Here is a 19,512-nt window from a genome sequence, read left to right on the forward strand (position 1 = left end):
CAGCTAAGCCCCCAACCACCATTTTCAAATTCATATCGTTCTCGAAGGGGGCCCACCATGCAATGGCTATCGGAATTTGGCGCCATCGCGGCCATGCAGGGGTTCAACGGGCTTTCCGTGTTCTGCGTGCTGCTGTTGATGGCCCTGGGACTGGCGATTATTTTCGGGCAGATGGGTGTGATCAATATGGCCCACGGTGAGTTCCTCACCATCGGCGCCTACACCACCTACATCCTGTCCAGCCTGACCCTGCACTTCATGCCGTCGATGCAGCCCTACTACTTTTTCTTCGCCATCGCGCTGTCGTTCGTGGTGGCCGGTGCCATCGGCTGGGTGGTGGAGTGGGCGATGATCAGTCGCCTGTATCACCGCCCCCTGGACACCCTGTTGGCAACCTGGGGCCTGTCGCTGTTCATGCAGCAGGCCTTCCGCTCGATCTTCGGTGCCCGTGAGGTCAGTGCCACGCCGCCGGAATGGCTGATGGGCGCGGTGAATGTCAGCGACACCATCGAGATCCCGCGCAACGGCCTGTTCGTCATGGGCCTGACGGTGCTGCTCACCGCGACCATTTTCCTGATGCTCTACCGCACTCGCTGGGGCTTGCATGTGCGCGCCACGGTGCAGAACCGGGTGATGAGTCGCGCCGTGGGGATCAATACCCGCAAGGTCGACCGCATGACCTTCGCCCTCGGCTGCGGTGTCGCCGGTGTCGCCGGTGCGGCCTTCACCACCATCGGCTCCACCGGCCCGACCGCCGGCTCCCTGTACATCGTCGACACCTTCCTGGTGGTGGTCTTCGGTGGCGCGCAAAGCCTGCTCGGCACCATTGCCTCGGCCTTTGCCATCGCCCAGACCCAGTCGATCTCGGAGTTCTTCATGAGTGGCTCCATGGCCAAGGTGCTGACCCTGTCCACCGTGGTCCTGATCCTGCTGATGCGCCCGCAAGGGTTGTTCGCAAGCAAAGTTCGTAAATAGGAGCAGGCAGATGAATGCGTTAAACAAACTCCTCGGCGGTCGGCAGGGCGTGATTGGCCTTGCGGTGCTCGCGGCGCTGATCTTTGTGGTGTTCCCGCTGTTGCTCGACGCCTTTCGCCTGAACATGGTTGGCAAATACCTGACCTACGCCTTCGTCGCTGTGGGCCTGGTGCTGTGCTGGGGCTATGGCGGCATTCTCAGCCTTGGCCAGGGCGTGTTCTTCGGCCTGGGCGGTTACTGCATGGCGATGTTTCTCAAACTCGAAGCCTCGGACCCGCAAAGCACCAAGATCCAGTCGACCCCCGGCATCCCGGACTTCATGGACTGGAACCAGATCACCGAGCTGCCCGGCCTGTGGATTCCCTTTCACAGCTTCACCTTCACCGTGTTTGCGGTGGTCGCGGTGCCGGTGATCATGGCCCTGGTAATTGGCGTGGCGATGTTCAAGCGCCGGGTGGGTGATGTGTATTTCTCCATCGTCACCCAGGCTATCGCGCTGATCCTCACCGTGCTGATCATCGGCCAGCAAGGCCTGACTGGCGGGGTCAACGGCATCACCGACCTCAAGACCCTGCTCGGCTGGGACATCCGCACTGATAGCGCCAAGCTGGTGCTGTATTTCATCAATGCGGTCCTGCTGTTCGGCTGCATCCTCATCGGCAAATTCATCCTCGCTTCCAAGCTCGGTCGCCTGCTGATGGCCATGCGCGACAAGGAAGAGCGGGTGCGCTTCTCCGGCTATGACGTGGCCAGTTTCAAGATCTTTGTCTATTGCGTGGCCGCCGGTTTCTCGGCCATTGGCGGGGCGATGTTCGCCTTGCAGGTGGGTTTCATGTCGCCGTCCTTCGTCGGCATCGTGCCGTCCATCGAGATGGTGATCTTTGCCGCCGTAGGCGGGCGCATGTCGCTGCTCGGTGCGGTGTGGGGCTCGCTGCTGGTCAACTACGGCAAGACCTACTTCTCCGAATCCTTCCCGGAACTATGGCTGTACCTGATGGGCGGGCTGTTCATCGCCGTGGTCATGTACTTCCCCAACGGCCTGGCCGGTCTGTGGGAAAGCCACGGGCGTAAATGGCTGGCGCAGATCAGCAAATCCAGGACGCCCCCGGCGCCGCTGCCGACTAAATCTGCCGAGGCTGCCAAGCCAGTGGCACCTGCCCTGGAGACTCAACCATGAGCGCCGTCGGCTTCCAGATGAACAAACCGGTATTGGCCATCGAGGGCCTGACCGTGTCGTTCGACGGCTTCAAGGCGGTCGACTCCCTCAACCTGTATATCGACCGCAACGAAGTGCGGGTAGTGATCGGCCCCAACGGCGCAGGCAAGACCACGGTACTTGACCTGATCTGCGGCAAGACCCGCGCCACCAGCGGCAGCATTCAGTTCGACGGTCGCGAGCTGACCGGCATGCGCGAGTACGACATCGTCCGCGCCGGGGTAGGGCGCAAGTTCCAGACCCCGTCCATCTACGACAACCTCACGGTGTTCGAGAACCTGGAAATGTCCTTCCCCAAGGGCCGCACCGTATTCGGCGCGCTGTTCTTTCAGCGCACCGCGCAAGTGGTGGCCAGGGTCGAGGAAGTGGCGGCGGATATCTTTCTCGGCGAGCTGTTGCAACAGCAGGCCGGGCTGCTTTCCCACGGCCAGAAGCAGTGGCTGGAGATCGGCATGCTGCTCATGCAGGACCCGGAACTGCTGATGCTCGACGAACCGGTGGCGGGCATGAGCGTCAGCGAGCGGGCGCAGACCGCCGACCTGCTCAATCGTATCAGCCAGGGCCGCTCGGTGCTGGTCATCGAACACGACATGGAATTCGTCAAGAGCATCGCCCACAAGGTCACCGTGCTGCATCAAGGCAAGGTCCTGGCCGAAGGCAGCATGGAGTCGGTGCAGAAAAACCCGAAAGTCATCGAAGTCTATCTGGGCCACTGAGCCATCAAGGAGCACGGCATGTTCACTATCAGTCAACTGGCCTGCGGCTACGGCCAGAGCCAGATCCTCCATGGCCTGGACCTGAGCGTCGAGAAACGCGAGATAGTCGCGGTCATGGGCCGCAACGGCATGGGCAAGACCACTCTGTTCAAGAGCCTGATGGGCATCTTGCCGCAGTGGGCCGGGCAGGTGAAGGTCGAAGGCGTGGACGTCTCGGCTATGGAGACCCACTCCCGGGTCGAGCACGGCATGGCCTATGTACCTCAAGGGCGAATGATTTTCCCGGCCATGAGCGTGCTGGAAAATATCCAGACCGGCCTGCCGGCATCGGCCCGGGGCATTGTGCCTGAAGACCTTTACGCGTTGTTCCCGGTGCTCTACGACATGCGCGGTCGCCGTGGCGGCAACCTCTCCGGCGGCCAGCAGCAACAACTGGCGATTGCCCGCGCCCTGGCGACCAACCCCAAGGTGCTGCTGCTGGACGAGCCCACTGAAGGCATCCAGCCGTCGATCATCAAGGACATCGCCCGCACCCTCAAAGAGATCCGCAACCTGCGCAACCTGACCATCGTCGTCTCGGAGCAGGTGCTGTCTTTCACCCTGGACATCGCCGACCGCTTCCTGGTCATCGAGAAGGGCCGCTTCGTCGTCGAAGAGACCCGGGCCAATGTCGATGAAGCGACGATCAGTCGGTATCTCTCGGTTTAACGAGCAAGTTGAAACTTTGTTGTCTGTGCTGGCCTCTTCGCGGGCAAGCCTCGCTCCCACAAAGTATGGGGTCTGTGGGAGCGAGGCTTGCCCGCGAAGGGGTCACCCAAAACCCGTCGGTTTGAACCTCAACCTCAAGGAGCAACGCCATGACCGAAACCCTGATCAAAGTCGACCTCAACCAGCCGGTCACTGAAAACGAGCAGATCCACAACCGCTGGCACCCGGATATCCCCATGGCTTGCTGGGTCAAACCGGGGGACGACTTCATTCTGGAAACCTACGACTGGACCGCCGGCGCCATCAAGAATAATGACGACGCCAGCGATGTGCGTGACGTCGATCTGTCCACCGTGCATTACCTGTCCGGCCCGGTCGGCGTGCATGGCGCCGAGCCGGGTGACCTGCTGGTGGTGGACCTGCTGGATATCGGCGCCCGTGCCGACTCCCAGTGGGGCTTCAACGGTTTCTTCTCTAAACAGAACGGTGGCGGCTTCCTGACCGATCATTTCCCGTCGGCACAGAAAGCCATCTGGGACTTCAAGGGCATGATGACCAGTTCCCGGCACATTCCCGGCGTCGAATTCGCCGGGTTGATTCACCCTGGGCTGATCGGCTGCCTGCCGGATCACAAGATGCTCGCCGAGTGGAACAAGCGCGAACAGGAACTGATCGACACCGACCCGACCCGCGTGCCGCCTCTGGCCAATCCGCCCCATGCCAAGACCGCGCACCTGGGTAAGCTCAAGGGCCCTGCCCGGGACATGGCCGCAGCCACGGGTGCACGCACCGTGCCGCCGCGCGAGCATGGCGGCAACTGCGATATCAAGGATTTGTCACGGGGCTCCAAGGTGTTCTTCCCGGTCTATGTCGACGGCGCCGGGCTCTCGGTGGGTGACCTGCACTTCAGCCAGGGCGACGGTGAAATCACCTTCTGCGGCGCCATCGAAATGGCCGGCTGGGTGCATATGCGCGTCGAATTGATCAAGGGCGGCATGGCCAAGTACGGCATCAAGAACCCGGTGTTCAAGCCCAGCCCCATCGTGCCCAACTACAACAAATACCTGATCTTCGAAGGTATCTCGGTGGACGAGCAGGGCAAGCAGCACTACCTGGACGTCAACATCGCCTATCGCCAGGCCTGCCTGAACGCGATCAACTACCTGACCAAGTTCGGCTACTCACCGGCCCAGGGCTACGCGCTGCTCGGCTCGGCACCAGTGCAGGGGCATATCAGCGGCGTGGTGGACATCCCCAACGCCTGCGCGACCCTGTGGCTGCCTACCGAGATCTTCCAGTTTGACATCAACCCCAACGCCAATGGCCCGACCAGGTTCATTGACGGGTTGGTTGATCTGCCGATTGCCTACGATTTGTAACGCACCACCGCGCCATCCTGTAGGACCGGCTTTAGCCGGGAGGGCGATCTCCCGGCTAAAGCGGAGCGCCGCCCGGCCGGTCCTACAAAAGCAACATCCAAGCGCTTACAGTCAGGAGCCTTTCCATGCCCATGTACGAATACGACTGCCCCAGCTGCGGCGATTTCACCGCCCTGCGTCCCATGGCCGAAAGCGGTCTGGCCTGTGCCTGCCCCGAATGTGGTGCTTCGAGCATGCGCGTGATCCTCTCGGCGCCGGGCCTGAGCACTGTCTCAGGGAATAAACGCCGGGCCATCGAAACCAATGAGCGCAGCGCCAACGCGCCCAAGACCGTCGCCGAATATCAGGACAGCAAACGCCACCCCGGCGGGTGCAGCTGTTGCGGGCCGAGCAAGGCCGTGGCGCCCAGCAAAACCAACCCCCATGCCCTCAAAGGCAAGACGGCCGGAAGACCCTGGATGATAAGCCACTGAGACAGATCGACTCGCGATAGTCATGAGCAGCGGCTATGGTTGGTATTCGTCCGGTCCGATGTTTGGCTTGGGCTCATTACTTTGCATGGCAAGGAGCTTTGAAAATGGCAGATGAAGATCAAGTACAACAATCACAACCGTTGCCCGGCCAGAATCACGATGACGTGATCGCCCAGTTCAAATGGCAAGGCAAGCAGATTGACTGGTTGTTGCAGTGGCTTGTGAAATTTGTCGCCAACACCAAGGTTGAAATGGGTATCACCCTGTCGGTGGGTGGCAACCTGGTGTCCGGTCATCTGATTTCCCACGATGCTTACTTCGAACAACTGGCCGAGGATATTTCCGCGCCGTTCGGCAAGTTCCATAACGGCACCGATGCCTCGATGAAGGAAATGATCCTGTCCTTCAGGCCCGGCGAGTCGGCGGAAGATACCCCGGCGTTCCACTTTATCCACTTGAAAGACTGCAAGACCTACTCGACCAACCAGGACCCGATCTGCGAAGCCGGCACCCTGTGGCGCGGGCGGATTGCGGCGGTGGACGGCTTTACCATTGGCCGTATCGTCAGGCAGTGATGAGTTGAAAAACGCGAAGCCCTGGCCATTGCCGGGGCTTTTTTATTTCACGATGACTCCAGCACCGAAATTCGCTGGACTACGCCGCAGCCCGATACAGCAGGTTTATCAATGGCTTAGGCGAGTTCAACATATGCCGGTGCTTTCCGAAACCTGACCTGACTTCCGACCGCCCGGCTCCTATCCGGCTCTTGGAATCCAGGTCTTTCCGAGGAGTCATCATGGCTAAGATCAAACTCACTAAGTCCGCTGTCGATGCGGCACAACCCCAGGCGCAGGCCGTCGAACTCCGGGATACGCTGGTGCCCGGCTTCCTATGCAAGATTACCCCAGCGGGCCGCAAGGTGTTCATGCTTCAGTACCGCACGAACGCTGGCGAGCGCCGCAAGCCTTCGCTGGGGCTGTACGGGGAACTGACCGTCGAACAAGCGCGGTCTCTGGCGCAGGAGTGGTTGGCCCAGGTTCGCCGGGGCGGTGATCCTGCCACAGAGAAGGCCGAGGCGCGTCAGGCCCCCACCGTCGCGGAGCTGTGCAAGAAGTTCATGGAGGACTACTCCAAGAAGCGCAACAAGCCCAGCACGCAGGTCGGCTACCAAGGCGTCATTGACCGCAACATCATCCCGCTGCTGGGCCGCAAGAAAGTCCATGACTTGAAGCGGCCCGACATCGCGGGGCTGATGGAAAAACTCTCGTACAAGCAGACCGAGGCGAACAAGGTCTTCAGCGTCTTGCGCAAGATGTTCAATATGGCCGAGGTGTGGGGCTATCGGCCTGACGGCACCAATCCTTGCCGCCATGTCCCGATGTTCCCTGCCGGCAAGTCCACCCACCTCATCAGCGACGAGGACATGGGCAAGCTGTTCCGGCGGCTCGACCACATCGAAGCCGAGGCCTTGGAAAACTACGTCATCCCTCTGGCGATCCGGCTGCAATTCGAGTTCGCCGGTCGCCGCTCCGAAATCGTCACGCTTGAATGGGACTGGGTCGATCTGGCGAACCGGCGCGTCGTCTGGCCCGACAGCAAGACCGGCGGCATGTCCAAGCCCATGAGCGAGGAAGCCTATCGATTGCTTTCGACGGCACCTCGGCTGGAAGGCAATCCCTACGTGCTGCCGTCGCCGCGCCACCCGGGAAAGCACCTGACCACGGGCGAGTATTACGGCGGTTGGAGCCGCGCCCTCAAGGCGGCGGATGCGGCGCATGTGGGCACGCATGGCATCCGCCACCGCTCGGCGACCGACATTGCCAATTCGGGCATCCCAGTCAAGGTCGGCATGGCGCTGACGGCGCACAAGACCGTGGTGATGTTCATGCGCTACGTTCATATCGAGGATGGCCCGGTGCGGCAAGCAGCCGAATTGGTGGCGAATCGGCGCAAGAACGTGGTGGAGGCGCAGCGCGGCAAGAAGTCTCCGTATGACTCGTCGCAAGCCACCAGCCCGGCAATATCGACCAGGCTTGCATCATGAGGAGTTCGTTTTTATGTTTGTAATTTATAAGTTACAATGAGGCCATGAGCCATGGTTGAAGTCCGGCGATATCAACGCGTGGATGGTGCCGTGCCGCTGTCCGACTGGTTGGTCGATCTGCGGGATGCGCGGGCCCGGGCAAAGCTGGAAATCCGTTTCCGGCGGGTGTCCTTGGGCATCTTTGGCGACATCAAGCCGGTCGGCGAAGGTGTCCTGGAACTACGCGAGGACATCGGCCCCGGCTACCGCGTGTACATCGGCCGGCACGGCGCGACGCTGGTCATCCTGCTATGTGGCGGCGACAAGCGCTCGCAGGATGCGGACATCCAACGGGCCAAAGAATACTGGTTGGATTGGAAACGGAGAAATAAATGAGCAATCGCAAACATGCCGCCTCGGTCTCCCATAACGAAGCCACCATTGCCGAGTTGCGTGCTGATCGAGGCTTTGCGGTGGAGTACCTGAAATCCGCATTGGAAGAACTGGACAGTGCGGAACATCGCGCGGTCGGCTTGCTCGCTCTGCGCGACGTGGCCGAGGCTTACGGCGGACTGGCAACCGTCGCCCAAGAGGCGGGTATCACCCGTGAAGCGCTCTATCGGGCGCTGTCACCGACAGGCAACCCGACGCTCAAAACCTTACTGGCGGTTTTGCATGCCGTTGGCATGCGGTTGTCTGTTGCGCCGGCTGAGCCGGTATCCGCATACAACTGATCTGACTCAGAAGTCCGAACGGCCCACGAGTAGTTCATTGCCAATGCCAAAATAATTCAGACAGCGGTGGTGCCAGATTTGTCCTTCCTACCGCGCCACTAATAACTAAGAAAAGGGGACGAGAAGATGCACATCCAGCACGTTGAGGTAGGCAACTTCCGGAAACTCAAGGCAGTACGCATAGACTTCTCGGAACAGAAGACCGTTTTCGTCGGCGCCAACAACAGCGGGAAAACTTCCGCAATGGTCGCGCTTCGACGATTCCTCGTGGAACCGTCCGAGTTCAACGTTAATGACCTGACCCTTTCGCATTGGACGAAGATCAATGCATCGGCAGCAGAGTGGGAAACCGCCGTCAAGAACGGTGAACCGCCCCTTGCGCTCAACTGGAGCGATCTTCTCCCGTTCCTGGATGTGTGGCTGAACGTCCAGAACAACGAACTGCACTATGTCCAGAAATTGCTTCCTACGTTGGACTGGGCAGGAGGACATCTCGGCGTCCGCCTTCGCCTTGAACCGAAGGATGGCGAAGCGTTGCAACGAGAGTACCTGAAGGCCAGAATGGCAATCGCCGAACTGCTTGCACAGCCGCTTGCCGTCATCGCCGCCCCCGCTGTCGTGGAATCGGAAGATGGTGCCGGCGTGGTCGTCGAAACGGCATCGGTGTCGCCAGCCGTGTCCACCTTTACCTTCTCGCTTTGGCCGCAATCCATGATGGACTTCCTCGGCCGCCGATTGCGCGGCTTGTTCATGGTACGCGCCTACCTTCTGGACCCGGCGGAACTCAAAGCTCCACAAGGAGGCTTGGCAACGCCCCAGGTGCTATCCCCCGACAGCGACCCGATCGACGGAGATCCATTCAAGGCACTGATCTGCGTGGATGAGATCAGTGCGCAACGGGGTTTCGGGCATGCCAGTACCACGCGAACTTCCGGTGAGGACGATTCCAAGTTCGATCCGCAGGAGTCGCGCGGCGGAAAAAAACTCTCCGCGCAACTGCGCTCGTACTACCAGCAGCACCTAGACCCATACGACAAGCCGGAACCCAGTGACCTGCAAGCACTACAGGCGCTCCACGAGGCCGAAGCCGCCTTCGAAGCACGTCTCACCGAGGGCTTTGCCGCTGCATTGAAGGAACTAGAGCACATTGGCTATCCAGGCGTCACAGACCCGAAGCTGACGATTACTACCCGGATCAAGCCAACGGATAGCCTGAACCACGGCTCAGCTGTTCAGTACGAAGTGCCAACGCATTTGGCCGAGCCGACGAAGGGGCATCGCTTGCCGGAGGACTCGAATGGCCTGGGATACCAGAACCTTGTTTCGATGGTGTTCGGGTTGATGAGCTTCCGTGATAGGTGGATGCGCGTCGGCAAGGCCGGCAGTTCCGTCACCGCTGAAGACGGTTTTGTCCCTCCTCTTCACCTTGTGCTCGTCGAAGAGCCGGAAGCACACTTGCATGCCCAGGTGCAGCAAGTGTTCATCAAGCAGGCGTATGCCGTACTCCGAAAACATCCCCAACTAGGCGACGCTCCTGCTCTGAAAACCCAACTGGTTGTCAGCACCCATTCCAGCCATCTCGCGCATGAATGTGAATTCGCTTCCCTGCGGTACTTCCGCAGGCTACCTGCGCCTGCCGAAGCGGGTGCAGTGCCGGTTGCGTCTGTAGTCAACCTTTCGGAAGTTTTTGGCGGGACCCTCCCAACCGAGCAGTTCGTCACTCGCTATCTCAAAGCCACACACTGTGATCTGTTCTTCGCGGACGGCGCGGTGCTGGTCGAAGGGCCGGCAGAACGAATCCTGGTGCCGCATCTCGTTCGCGAACGTCCCGACTATGAGTATCTGCGGCGTTGCTACATAACCTGGCTGGAGATCGGCGGAAGCCATGCGCACCGACTCAAGCCGCTGCTTGAGCATCTTGGACTCACCACGTTGATCGTGACCGACATCGATGCGAAAGATGGCACGTCGGGTGCAGCCTTGCCGCCAAAGCGCAACAGCGGCCAAAAGGCGCGGAATGAAACACTGAAGTCGTGGATTCCCGCCGAGGACTCGCTGGATGGCCTGCTCGACAAAACCGACGCTGACCTTGTCAAGGAAGATCCGAGCGGATACGCGATACGAGTGGCCTATCAGCAACCGATCAAGCTGGGCTTCAAATCGAAGCCTCCGGCCGAGGCACTGGCAAATACCTTCGAGGATGCACTCCTCTACGAGAATTCGGCCCTGTTCGCCGACCTGGCCGGCCATGGGCTCATTGCGAAATTTCGGGATGCCCTGGCGAATAGCGCAGACCTGGATGCTTTAGCAGGGGCCGTTCACTCAGCCTTGAAGTCGGGGAATAAAGCTGAATTCGCACTCGACCTTTTGTACAGCGACAAGATCGAAACGCTAAAAGTACCCGCCTATATTCATGAAGGTCTTGCGTGGCTCACAGCTCAGTTGAAGCGCAAGGAACAGGATGTCATTGGCAAGACTAAGGTGGCTGCATGACAGCGGCCATGGATGCGACAGACAACGATTTGGACAATCCTGCCGATGAGGAGATTGCGGCGTGCCTTGATCTTGCAGCGCCTCGAAGTTTCTTCCTATTCGCTGGCGCGGGTTCCGGCAAGACACGCTCACTGGTCAGGGCGCTCGATCATGTACGACGGGCGTACGGGGAGACGCTTCGGTTCCGTGGCCAGCGGGTCGGGGTCATTACGTACACCAATGCCGCGTGTGACGAGATCAATCGCCGCTTGGAATTCGACCAAACCATTGCGGTCTCGACGATCCACAGCTTTGCCTGGTCTCTTATCAGTGGTTTGAACCACGATATCCGCGTGTGGCTGCGGACAAATCTTGCCGTGGAAATCGCAGAACTAAACGCACTCGAGGCTAAAGGCCGTAGCGGGACCAAGGCGTCGGCAGAGCGCATCAGCAAGATGGTATCCAAGGGCAACCGGCTCGCTAATTTGGATACCGTTCGCCGCTTCGTCTACAGCCCCTCAGGGGACAACCGGGGTCGGGATGCGCTCAACCATAGCGAAGTCATCAAGATATCGGCCGCCTTCTTGCAGACCAAGCCGGCGATGCAGAGCATCCTGGTCGGGCGCTATCCAATCCTGCTGATCGACGAGAGCCAAGACACCAACAAACTTCTGATCGATGCCTTGTTCACAGTTCAGTCCAACCATAAGGCTAGTTTCGCGCTCGGCCTGCTCGGGGACATGATGCAGAGGATCTACAGTGATGGCAAAGAAGGACTGGGGCAAAGCTTGCCGAGTGACTGGGCCAAGCCTGGGAAGCGCTTAAATCATCGCTGCCCTAAGCGCGTAATCCGCCTGATCAACCAGATTCGGAAGTCTGTTGACGGCCAGGAGCAAGTTCACCGTACCGACAGTGTCGAAGGCTTGCTCCGGCTCTTTGTCGTGCCCAGTGACACTGCCGACAAGCCCGCCGCCGAGCGGGCGGTAGCAGCGCACATGGCGATGCTTACGGCGGACGATGGATGGAAAAGCGCCGAGACCTACAAGAGCCTGACCCTTGAGCATCGGATGGCAGCGCGGCGAATGGGATTCCTGGAGATGTTCGTTCCCCTCCACGATGTGGAGGGCTTCCGAACGGGCCTTCTGGACGGCAGCTTATCTCTTGTGCGCTTCTTCTCCGAGCAACTTCTACCACTGGTGGTCGCACAGCGGCGCAATGATCGATTCGCTGTCGCACGTATCGTCCGAACGCTGTCTCCACTCCTCAGTGGTGACAAGCTTCGGGCCACCGAGGACCAACCGACGCAATTGCGGCACGCGCAAGAAGCGATCAACAGCCTGATGTCACTATGGCATGCCGGCGCCGAGCCGAATTTTGGCGAGGTGTTGCGCAACGTGGCGTCCAGTGGATTGTTCGCCGTGCCTGACGCCCTCCGACCAAATGTTGACCGCGACGTATCGCTGGATGCCATACAGGAAGACGGCGAAGATGAGGCCGTCGATCGGCAGACCGAAAGAGCAGCAGCGATTGAAAAATTTCTCGCGGCGCCTTTTTCACAGATCGAGCCCTATGCCGCCTATGTTTCCGGCAAGGCGCATTTCGACACGCACCAAGGCGTCAAGGGGCTGGAATTTCCGAGGGTCATGGTCATCATGGACGACGCCGAAGCCCGAGGCTTCCTGTTTAGCTATGAGAAGCTCTTTGGTGGGAAGGACGCGGGTGATACCTCGGTTGAATCCACACGGCGGTTGTTCTATGTCACGTGCAGCCGAACTGAAGGCAGCTTGGCGTTAGTGGCCTATTCGACGCAGCCGGATCGAGTTCGTCAATTCGTTCTGAGAGAAAAGTGGTTCGAGCCGGAAGAGGTCGTGGTCGGCGTTCCGAACTGAAGAATCATCCCCAGCCGAAATGCTCTACCAGTTGCCGCCGATAGATCGTATCAACTTCGGCAGGCGCGTTCCGAACGTAGTTCTCGGCTTTTCTTAGAGCCGTCTCGTCGAGTCTGCGCAAATGTGCAAGCACATCGTCGATGGACGGCAGCACACCGCGGCCGGCTTTGAAGCCACACGGCAAATTGGTCCAGACCACTCCATCAAGCCCCTGAGCCAAACCCCACGCAGCGATGGCTTCCGATTCCATGCCATATTGAGTATCGCTCTCTCGGTCCCAAAAACCGATCGACTCGCTGATCCACTTCGGTGTTGCCTTTGGGTATTCGCGATATCCAAGGTTTCTCATTGCCGACTGCACGTCAGGTTGGTTCAAGAGTATCCACCGACTCGGAACCCGCGCTGCTGTTGGACAAATGACGAGCGTAATGTGTCCGTCGCCGGATTCGCGTGCGAACTCGACAGGCAACAGCGGTCCGTCGTTGATCCACGATCCAAGGGTCATCAGGCATCCAGGGCTTCCAATCAAGGAGCCCCAGCCGATACAGGCAATTCTGAGTTCTGCTTTGTCGGTCATGGCATCTTCTTACCGCGTCGATGGCAACGAAGCGTAGTGATAGTCCGTTCAATATTGTTGAAATTCGCACGTCCCCGTCTGTTTCGCGGTCAAGCGCCACGTCTCGTTCCGAGCCACGGCCAACTCGACCTCAAGATCTTGTTGGCGGCATTGCATGCGAGCCGTATGCGGCTGCCAGAGGCACCCGCCGGGCCCGGTGTATTGCACTTCTGAACCACCGAATTCCCAGCCCAGTAGACATAGCCGCACGCGATTCAAGCACTCCGAATCGCGCCGAGCCAGCGCTCCATCACAAAAATCACAATAGTGTGCGATGCATGGACGGCCAACCGTGCGTCAGAGACCACGATTCTGGGCGGCTCGATGCCGCGGCCATGTGCCGAACCGATATGTGTTCGGTAGGCGCCGACGCCATCCACAATCGACGCGAGGCCTTGCAATATCCGCTTCTGATCGTCCTGCAACGTAGGATCGATATTGAGGCCAAGATGCAGTTGCACGACCTTCCAAAGGGGGCCGATCGTCTGCTTCGAAGGCATCTCTAGCCCATGCGTCTCGATATACGTCTTGCACAATGCTTCGATAATGGCGCTCGCCGCAGTGATCGCGGCATGTGGATCGCGATCAACTTGCGAGATGGCACGCTCGAACTCTGCCTCGATAGACGAAAAGTCGCCAGCCTTGAAAAAATCTGCGAGTGACTTTGCGGCCGGGCTCGCTCCTGCTAGAGTGATGAACCCGTTCATCTGATAGGTCAACTGGTTCTTAGCCAAACTGGCCCGGATGCGCTCTTGCCCAGGGCCAATCTTCTGGTTCCAGTCGTCGGGCTCCAGGTCCATGAACTTCTGGATGACCTGGCCGAGCACTTGCATGGGATCGACGGTGGAATCATCGTTGCAGCGACTAAGCCAACGACTGCACTTCATTTCGCAGTTTCCTTCGGGCACGTCCCCCGGAGCCCCACTCTCCATGAACAAAGAATTCAGTGTTGAATGGCTGAAGTAATACTCGGCAAGAACAGAAGATACGGCACCAATCACGGAGTTCGGAATCTTGCTGGTCATGGTTCTTCCGTCTTTCTGATCACGACGATGACCGAGACATCAACGGCCAGTCTTCCGGCACTAGTGCTGGCGGCTTAGTCCATGGCTGCTCAACCAAAGCATCTTGGAACCATTGATCTCGAAGATTAGCGTGTTCAGTCACGATGAGTTGGAAGCCCGGGACATCCTTCTTCGTGAAATTCAGCAGCAGTTCGAACAATCGACGGACAGCTGCCAGGTCGGCGTCTGCTTCTGTCTTCTGGACGGTTCCATCCGCTTCTTGATAGACCTTTTCCGATGGGAAATAGACTTGGGTCGGTTGATCGATGAGAAGGAACTGAGGCATCGGGCAGTTATTTTGCGAGGCGAAAAGGTGCAGCGCCAACAATGCTGAGAGGTGGTAGGCCAGATGGTTCTCACCGCCACCCGTTCGGCTCATGGGAACGGGACGATCCGGACGGTCGAAAACGATGGTGAGATGATTTAGGTCGAGTCGTGCGGGGAAGGCGCTGAACTCTGCCTCGAAGGTCTGTATGTATCGTGACACCTGCGCCGAGATGTTATTTAAAATCGAAGTCAGCCGGTCGTGGCTGTCGTCGGCACCGACCTTCTTCTCCAGTTCCTCAACCTTGAACTTCAGGCGGCGGTGCTCTGCCGCGCGCGCGGCCAATTCCGCATTGGGCACTAGATTCTCCAGGAACAGGCTGATGCGACCAACAACCCGCGCCGCCGCATTATTGCGCGTCCCCATTTGTGCAATAACTTCATTCGCGGCGATCGCTGCGGAAAGCTCCGCTTCCTTGCTCTTTATCGCGTCTACAACCTCTCGCACCTTTTCATCCTGTTCCGCCAGATATGCCTCCAATTTTGGGCGTTGACCAGCGACGATGCTCATTTCCTCGTCGAGTGTCGCCAACTCGTTGAGGAGCATTTTCGCGACAGGAGACTCCAGAGCCAGATTCGCTTCGCAGAATGGCCACTGCCATTCACCCGTCTCCGGATTCTTAGGAAGCGCCTTGATGGACGCGAGCCGGTCTTTTTGCTCCAGCGCTTCACTTTCAAAACCGCCGGCCTGCTTAGAAAACTGACGGGCAGCATCGATCTTGGATTGGACCTCGCGCCGATCCTTTCGTAGCTGGCCAATCTCCTCCTCAAGCCGGGATATTCTGTAACCATCATCCTCTGGTACCGAGGCCGGCTTCCATTGCAGGGCAGTGCGCAAGGCATCAATCACGCCATCCGCCCCAGCTTGTTGACTCTCCGGCGCAATGATGCCAACCGCCTTGGCCTCCGAGAAAAGACCGATACCCTTCTGCTGGGATGTATCAATGGCATCACGTGCCTGTTCGAGGAGCTTCGCGTTTAGCTTTAGCCCTCGTTGTGCCGCGCGCAGCTTGGCTTCCAGCTCGTACCGATCGTTGGATGAGATACCAAGGAGAATCGGCAGCGTGTCGCGGATCGCTTGTGGCTGAAACCCTTCATTCTGGCGATAGAAAAGTTGATCCTTGTTGGCGACAATGCCTTGCTTCTGAAACAGGTAGTAGTACGTGTGCTTGACGTTGGCGTCATAGCTCTCTCGGCTATGTTCCATCGCGACATCCGTGCGGTTCTCCGGGATGCCAAGCAACCGCGATAGCAGGGCTACCACCGCATCGTCATCAGTGTTAACCACCAGGTCCTGGAAGTCAGGGGCTATCAGTTGACTTCCCCTTCGCTGCATTGCGGTGCTACAGCTTGTACCGCCGGCGGTTGGCGTGGGCTTTGCGATCAATATTTGTTCTTGAGGGAACTGATAGATCACAGCGAACCATGCAACCTTATCGCGAATGATGCCCTCCGGAACATTGAAGGTCGAGCGCCCCATACAGTATTCGATGATCTCGGAGAGCGCCGATTTGCCGGTGGAGGAGCGACCGGTGATCACGTTCAAGCCGTCCACCTTGAACTGCACATCTCGGCGCTGGCCGTCGTGACTGTAGATATGGATCGACTTGATTTTCATGGACGTATCCCAAAGGTCGTGTACACCGTCACGCGGTCTGCGATGCGGGCAAATTCTTTTCCAACGATGCGTGCGACGCGCTGGCAGGAGACGGATTCGTCGGTTCCTGTTACGGATTTTCGAACACGTTTCGCCACGGTTTTCAACCGACCATCCTGCGATACGACAAAGCATCCCCGTTCCATCAGTACGCCAAAAGCTTCGAGGGCAAATGGCAGCAGGTCACTGACGCGTTCAGCGAAACCAACCAGCAACTGAGGGTTTTTTTCGACGGTCTTCAGAAGATAGCTACGGGAACTGCCCGCAATCACTTCACGAGAGTCTTTTTGCAAACACAACGGCAGGACCAACAGCGCAAGAGAGAACGGCATGCCATCCGGGTTCTCCTCTTCATAGCCTTGCAGCGCTCTGAACAACACCAGGCCGCAGAAAGCGGGATTGAAAAGATTTCTGACTTCGAATGGCCGTTGATCCCATCGTTTCATTCCGCGGCCCCCAATAACTGGCCGACACGATTGAGGAAACGAGGATGCCAATAAACCCTCGGAAGTGGTCGGTTGTTCGCAAGAATATGAAATCCTCCCCGAACAACATAGGGCTCCGTCACACGTTCCCGAATGCGAAGCGCACTGCTGTCGCCACTCTCTAAGTCAACCCATCGATACAGCGCTTTTCCCGCATCCAGGAGAACCGCGTCGGCACTTTCCTCATCGAGTTCTTCGAAGACAACGTCTCGGTAGCGGCTCCACTCATCAACGAGGCGGTCTTCATACTCTTCCATTTCTCCTGAAATCAGGAGGCTTTCGCGAGCCCAGGAGGACCGCTGCTCGAACGCCCTGTAATAGTCCAAAATGGCATTGCGGATACGGTTGGAGGCGATACCGATTTCTCGCAGTTGCACAACGAAAAGGCGTGGATCGTTGTCCGCATCGATTTCTCCAGTGGGTACCTTGCCTCTGAATGTGATCGGGAGGTTGTCTGATTTGTACTCCTCGGCAAACGCGGAAAGTTTGTCCGAGATCTCATAGCCAAAGATTGCATCAGTGCGCTTTCCGACCAACAGGTTGACGATGGTGTCATTCCACCATCCTTCTAGGCGCTCGAAGATAGCGTCCCGGTTGTCACGCCGAATGCTGCGCATATGCTGATCTTTGATAAGTGAAGGCACATCCTGGATGCGCGGCCCGCCATCAAATATCACGATGCGTGAGAGAAAATCATCCTTCTCATCATCACTGAGTTTATGGAACTCGGCCGCTATTTCACCGATGAGTTTCGACTCGGATTTGGCGAGAACATCGGCTGCAGTCTGAGACAATGACGCCGCGTCGTCTTCCGCCGGTGGTTCAAGCAGAAAGCGTCGTAAGAACGAGGTATCTGAAACAGTGCCCGTCGAAAATAGAAAGAAGCGAAGATTGGCCTCGCTTCGGCCATCACGGTTATAGCGAGCCAGCCAGATTCGCACAGACTTCCAGAAGTCTGTGGACAGGTCTGTCAAGCGATCACCGACTCCCTTGTGCTTGAGGGAGGCCAGCGTTTTGACACCGTCCTTGTCGATGAAATCAAGATCGTCGTCCTTCTCAATCAAGACGGACGTGCTTTCGGGGAGCTGCAAGAGTTTGAGTAAGGCGAAGCGTGGCTGATAGATATATCCGAGACCTTGCTCGCCAGCTGAATACTGATCGGTGGAAGGCTCTTCCATGCTCAAGTCCTTGCATCGATTTTCTGCAACCAGAATGCCGCGTTTCTTGCACCGAATAGAAACGGCGCCCGCAACAGCGATTCAATATCGGCTAACGAGATTTCCATTTGTCCCCCCGGAGTTTTGGCTGCGAACCGCCGTTTTAGTGACTAATTATCCCAGAATAGTAACAAATCGCTTCAAACAATTTGAACGAAATCGGTTCGCCGCCCCTTTTATCGGGTAAGCCCGAAGACGGGTGTGTCTTATAAGCTAGTTCATTCTGGGGGTGGGCGTCCCCGGCCCGCAAAAACATGGCCGGGCGCGCTGTCGTGCTTCGCATCGAGCCTCGCTGCGCGAGTCTTGCCCCTTCGGGCTTCCATCGCTGACGCCTACGGCCCGGCTTCCAGCTGCGGGCCTGCGCGCTTCGCTTGCGTGCGGTCGGCACAAAGGAACGGCCGTTGCCTGTCCAGCCATCTTTCCTGACCTCATCACCTTGCTCGCGACTGTAGCCCGCGGCCGTGTGCCGTCAAGGCGCGCAGGGCCGTGTCCTCGGCTACGCCTGCGGGCCGCACCAACCCTGCGCTTGTCTCCTTGACGGCCCCCGTCCGCGCGCTCCTGACCGTCGCGGGCGATGAACTCAGGAAAGACGGTGGCAACGAGGCCAACCGGGTTCTTCGTGCCGACCGCACCGAACAGCCGAAAGGCTGGGCTCCGAATCTTGGAATCCGGTGTGCGGTTTGAACAGCCAACCCTTCTTTGTCAGGAGAACCAATCATGCAACTCGCATCCCGTTTCGCTTCCCATTCCCCGACGCTGCGCAGCGACTACCCGCTGTCCGACGACCAAATCCGCCGTGTGGCTCCGTCCATCTTCGCGGATGCCCCGCACGAAAGCCGTTCCGACCGCTACAGCTATATCCCCACCGCCGCCGTGCTGACGGAGCTTCGCAAAGAGGGCTTCCAGCCTTTCATGGTGGCGCAGACCCGCGTGCGCAACGAAGACCGCCGCGACTTCACCAAGCACATGATCCGGCTGCGCCATGCCAACCAGATCAACGATGCGGAAGCCAATGAAATCGTCCTACTGAACTCACACGACGGCACCAGCAGCTATCAATTACTGGCTGGCCTGCTGCGCTTTGTCTGCCAGAACGGATTGGTATTCGGTGACACCGTAGCCGATGTGCGCGTGCCCCATAAAGGCGACGTCGCCGGACACGTCATCGAAGGCGCTTACGAAGTGTTGAGCGGCTTTGACCGGGTGAAGGAATCCCGCGATGCCATGCACGCCATCACCTTGAACGATGGTGAATCCGAAGTGTTCGCCCGTGCCGCGCTGGCCCTCAAGTACGACGACCCCGACAAACCCGCACCCATCACGGAATCGCAAATCCTGATGCCGCGCCGCTTCGACGACCGCCGCCCGGACTTGTGGAGCGTGTTCAACCGTACACAAGAAAACCTGACCCAGGGCGGCCTGCGCGGGCGCAGCACCAACGGACGCCGCCAGCAGACCCGTCCGGTGCAGGGCATCGACCAAAACATCCGACTGAACCGCGCGCTTTGGCTGCTGGCCGATGGCATGCGCCAGTTGAAAGCCTGAATCCCCACGCGGCAGGGGC

Annotated in this window: 18 protein-coding genes; 13 read left to right on the plus strand and 5 right to left on the minus strand. The window is 58.6% G+C overall.

Annotated elements, in window-relative coordinates; all coding sequences use genetic code 11:
- Positions 1–57 precede the first annotated feature (57 nt).
- From urtB to AC1Z24_RS09900, 12 genes are all read left to right on the plus strand, one after another.
- Positions 58–975 (plus strand): urea ABC transporter permease subunit UrtB, encoded by a 918-nt coding sequence (urtB, locus tag AC1Z24_RS09845; RefSeq protein WP_259100777.1) that lies wholly within the window; start codon positions 58–60, stop codon positions 973–975.
- A gap of 10 nt (positions 976–985) precedes the next feature.
- On the plus strand, positions 986–2,152 hold the full coding sequence (gene urtC, locus AC1Z24_RS09850) for an urea ABC transporter permease subunit UrtC (protein WP_483745472.1): 1,167 nt from the start codon (positions 986–988) through the stop codon (positions 2,150–2,152).
- The gene (gene urtD / locus AC1Z24_RS09855; RefSeq protein ID WP_259100775.1) at positions 2,149–2,907 is read left to right on the plus strand and encodes an urea ABC transporter ATP-binding protein UrtD; all 759 of its coding nucleotides are present in this window, start codon (positions 2,149–2,151) and stop codon (positions 2,905–2,907) included. Before urtC ends, urtD begins: the two co-directional genes overlap by 4 nt.
- An 18-nt stretch (positions 2,908–2,925) precedes the next feature.
- Positions 2,926–3,615, plus strand: a complete 690-nt coding sequence (urtE, locus tag AC1Z24_RS09860; protein WP_483745473.1) for an urea ABC transporter ATP-binding subunit UrtE — start codon at positions 2,926–2,928, stop codon at positions 3,613–3,615.
- Between the two features lie 149 nt (positions 3,616–3,764).
- On the plus strand, positions 3,765–4,994 hold the full coding sequence (fmdA, locus tag AC1Z24_RS09865; protein WP_483745474.1) for a formamidase: 1,230 nt from the start codon (positions 3,765–3,767) through the stop codon (positions 4,992–4,994).
- 125 nt (positions 4,995–5,119) lie between these two features.
- A complete protein-coding gene (locus AC1Z24_RS09870) occupies positions 5,120–5,467 on the plus strand; it encodes an FmdB family zinc ribbon protein (RefSeq protein ID WP_483745475.1) in 348 nt (115 codons plus the stop codon).
- Positions 5,468–5,571: 104 nt separating this feature from the next.
- Positions 5,572–6,042, plus strand: a complete 471-nt coding sequence (gene gvpU / locus AC1Z24_RS09875) for a gas vesicle accessory protein GvpU (protein WP_259100769.1) — start codon at positions 5,572–5,574, stop codon at positions 6,040–6,042.
- A gap of 221 nt (positions 6,043–6,263) precedes the next feature.
- Positions 6,264–7,511 carry a tyrosine-type recombinase/integrase gene (locus AC1Z24_RS09880; RefSeq protein ID WP_483745476.1) on the plus strand — a complete coding sequence of 416 codons (1,248 nt, stop codon included), beginning with the start codon at positions 6,264–6,266 and terminating at the stop codon, positions 7,509–7,511.
- A 51-nt stretch (positions 7,512–7,562) separates the two neighbouring features.
- Complete coding sequence (locus tag AC1Z24_RS09885) at positions 7,563–7,886, plus strand: type II toxin-antitoxin system RelE/ParE family toxin (RefSeq protein WP_483745477.1); 324 nt, start codon at positions 7,563–7,565, stop codon at positions 7,884–7,886.
- Positions 7,883–8,224: an addiction module antidote protein gene (locus tag AC1Z24_RS09890; protein ID WP_483745478.1), complete on the plus strand. Its 342-nt coding sequence runs from the start codon at positions 7,883–7,885 to the stop codon at positions 8,222–8,224. The genes AC1Z24_RS09885 and AC1Z24_RS09890 overlap by 4 nt, the downstream gene beginning before the upstream one ends.
- Before the next feature lie 126 nt (positions 8,225–8,350).
- Entirely contained in the window at positions 8,351–10,717 is a 2,367-nt protein-coding gene (locus tag AC1Z24_RS09895; protein ID WP_483745479.1) for an AAA family ATPase, read from the plus strand.
- On the plus strand, positions 10,714–12,585 hold the full coding sequence (locus AC1Z24_RS09900) for a UvrD-helicase domain-containing protein (protein WP_483745480.1): 1,872 nt from the start codon (positions 10,714–10,716) through the stop codon (positions 12,583–12,585). The genes AC1Z24_RS09895 and AC1Z24_RS09900 overlap by 4 nt, the downstream gene beginning before the upstream one ends.
- A 4-nt stretch (positions 12,586–12,589) precedes the next feature.
- Here AC1Z24_RS09900 and AC1Z24_RS09905 read toward each other — a convergent pair whose 3' ends face one another.
- From AC1Z24_RS09905 to AC1Z24_RS09925, 5 genes are all read right to left on the minus strand, one after another.
- The gene (locus tag AC1Z24_RS09905) at positions 12,590–13,162 is read right to left on the minus strand and encodes a hypothetical protein (protein WP_483745481.1); all 573 of its coding nucleotides are present in this window, start codon (positions 13,160–13,162) and stop codon (positions 12,590–12,592) included.
- A gap of 254 nt (positions 13,163–13,416) precedes the next feature.
- The gene (locus AC1Z24_RS09910; protein WP_483745482.1) at positions 13,417–14,226 is read right to left on the minus strand and encodes an abortive infection family protein; all 810 of its coding nucleotides are present in this window, start codon (positions 14,224–14,226) and stop codon (positions 13,417–13,419) included.
- A gap of 19 nt (positions 14,227–14,245) precedes the next feature.
- Positions 14,246–16,207 (minus strand): DUF3732 domain-containing protein, encoded by a 1,962-nt coding sequence (locus tag AC1Z24_RS09915; protein ID WP_483745483.1) that lies wholly within the window; start codon positions 16,205–16,207, stop codon positions 14,246–14,248.
- On the minus strand, positions 16,204–16,692 hold the full coding sequence (locus tag AC1Z24_RS09920) for a three component ABC system middle component (RefSeq protein WP_483745484.1): 489 nt from the start codon (positions 16,690–16,692) through the stop codon (positions 16,204–16,206). The genes AC1Z24_RS09915 and AC1Z24_RS09920 overlap by 4 nt, the downstream gene beginning before the upstream one ends.
- Positions 16,689–17,909 carry an ABC-three component system protein gene (locus tag AC1Z24_RS09925; RefSeq protein WP_483745485.1) on the minus strand — a complete coding sequence of 407 codons (1,221 nt, stop codon included), beginning with the start codon at positions 17,907–17,909 and terminating at the stop codon, positions 16,689–16,691. The genes AC1Z24_RS09920 and AC1Z24_RS09925 overlap by 4 nt, the downstream gene beginning before the upstream one ends.
- A gap of 756 nt (positions 17,910–18,665) precedes the next feature.
- On the opposite strand from AC1Z24_RS09925, the gene AC1Z24_RS09930 reads away from it, so the two are divergent.
- Positions 18,666–19,493, plus strand: coding sequence for a DUF932 domain-containing protein (locus AC1Z24_RS09930; protein WP_483745486.1), 828 nt, complete (start codon positions 18,666–18,668; stop codon positions 19,491–19,493).
- Positions 19,494–19,512 lie beyond the last annotated feature (19 nt).

Source organism: Pseudomonas sp. JL23 (assembly GCF_056933585.1).

Excerpts from the sequence above, each read along its gene's own strand:
- AC1Z24_RS09880 (WP_483745476.1), top strand. The coding sequence starts at position 6,264 with ATGGCTAAGATCAAACTCACTAAGTCCGCTGTCGATGCGGCACAACCC.
- AC1Z24_RS09885 (WP_483745477.1), top strand. The coding sequence starts at position 7,563 with ATGGTTGAAGTCCGGCGATATCAACGCGTGGATGGTGCCGTGCCGCTG.
- AC1Z24_RS09895 (WP_483745479.1), top strand. The coding sequence starts at position 8,351 with ATGCACATCCAGCACGTTGAGGTAGGCAACTTCCGGAAACTCAAGGCA.
- urtD (WP_259100775.1), top strand. The coding sequence starts at position 2,149 with ATGAGCGCCGTCGGCTTCCAGATGAACAAACCGGTATTGGCCATCGAG.
- AC1Z24_RS09905 (WP_483745481.1), bottom strand. The coding sequence starts at position 13,162 with ATGACCGACAAAGCAGAACTCAGAATTGCCTGTATCGGCTGGGGCTCC.
- urtE (WP_483745473.1), top strand. The coding sequence starts at position 2,926 with ATGTTCACTATCAGTCAACTGGCCTGCGGCTACGGCCAGAGCCAGATC.
- urtB (WP_259100777.1), top strand. The coding sequence starts at position 58 with ATGCAATGGCTATCGGAATTTGGCGCCATCGCGGCCATGCAGGGGTTC.
- AC1Z24_RS09930 (WP_483745486.1), top strand. The coding sequence starts at position 18,666 with ATGCAACTCGCATCCCGTTTCGCTTCCCATTCCCCGACGCTGCGCAGC.
- AC1Z24_RS09900 (WP_483745480.1), top strand. The coding sequence starts at position 10,714 with ATGACAGCGGCCATGGATGCGACAGACAACGATTTGGACAATCCTGCC.
- fmdA (WP_483745474.1), top strand. The coding sequence starts at position 3,765 with ATGACCGAAACCCTGATCAAAGTCGACCTCAACCAGCCGGTCACTGAA.
- AC1Z24_RS09920 (WP_483745484.1), bottom strand. The coding sequence starts at position 16,692 with ATGAAACGATGGGATCAACGGCCATTCGAAGTCAGAAATCTTTTCAAT.
- AC1Z24_RS09870 (WP_483745475.1), top strand. The coding sequence starts at position 5,120 with ATGCCCATGTACGAATACGACTGCCCCAGCTGCGGCGATTTCACCGCC.
- AC1Z24_RS09890 (WP_483745478.1), top strand. The coding sequence starts at position 7,883 with ATGAGCAATCGCAAACATGCCGCCTCGGTCTCCCATAACGAAGCCACC.
- AC1Z24_RS09910 (WP_483745482.1), bottom strand. The coding sequence starts at position 14,226 with ATGACCAGCAAGATTCCGAACTCCGTGATTGGTGCCGTATCTTCTGTT.
- gvpU (WP_259100769.1), top strand. The coding sequence starts at position 5,572 with ATGGCAGATGAAGATCAAGTACAACAATCACAACCGTTGCCCGGCCAG.
- AC1Z24_RS09915 (WP_483745483.1), bottom strand. The coding sequence starts at position 16,207 with ATGAAAATCAAGTCGATCCATATCTACAGTCACGACGGCCAGCGCCGA.
- AC1Z24_RS09925 (WP_483745485.1), bottom strand. The coding sequence starts at position 17,909 with ATGGAAGAGCCTTCCACCGATCAGTATTCAGCTGGCGAGCAAGGTCTC.
- urtC (WP_483745472.1), top strand. The coding sequence starts at position 986 with ATGAATGCGTTAAACAAACTCCTCGGCGGTCGGCAGGGCGTGATTGGC.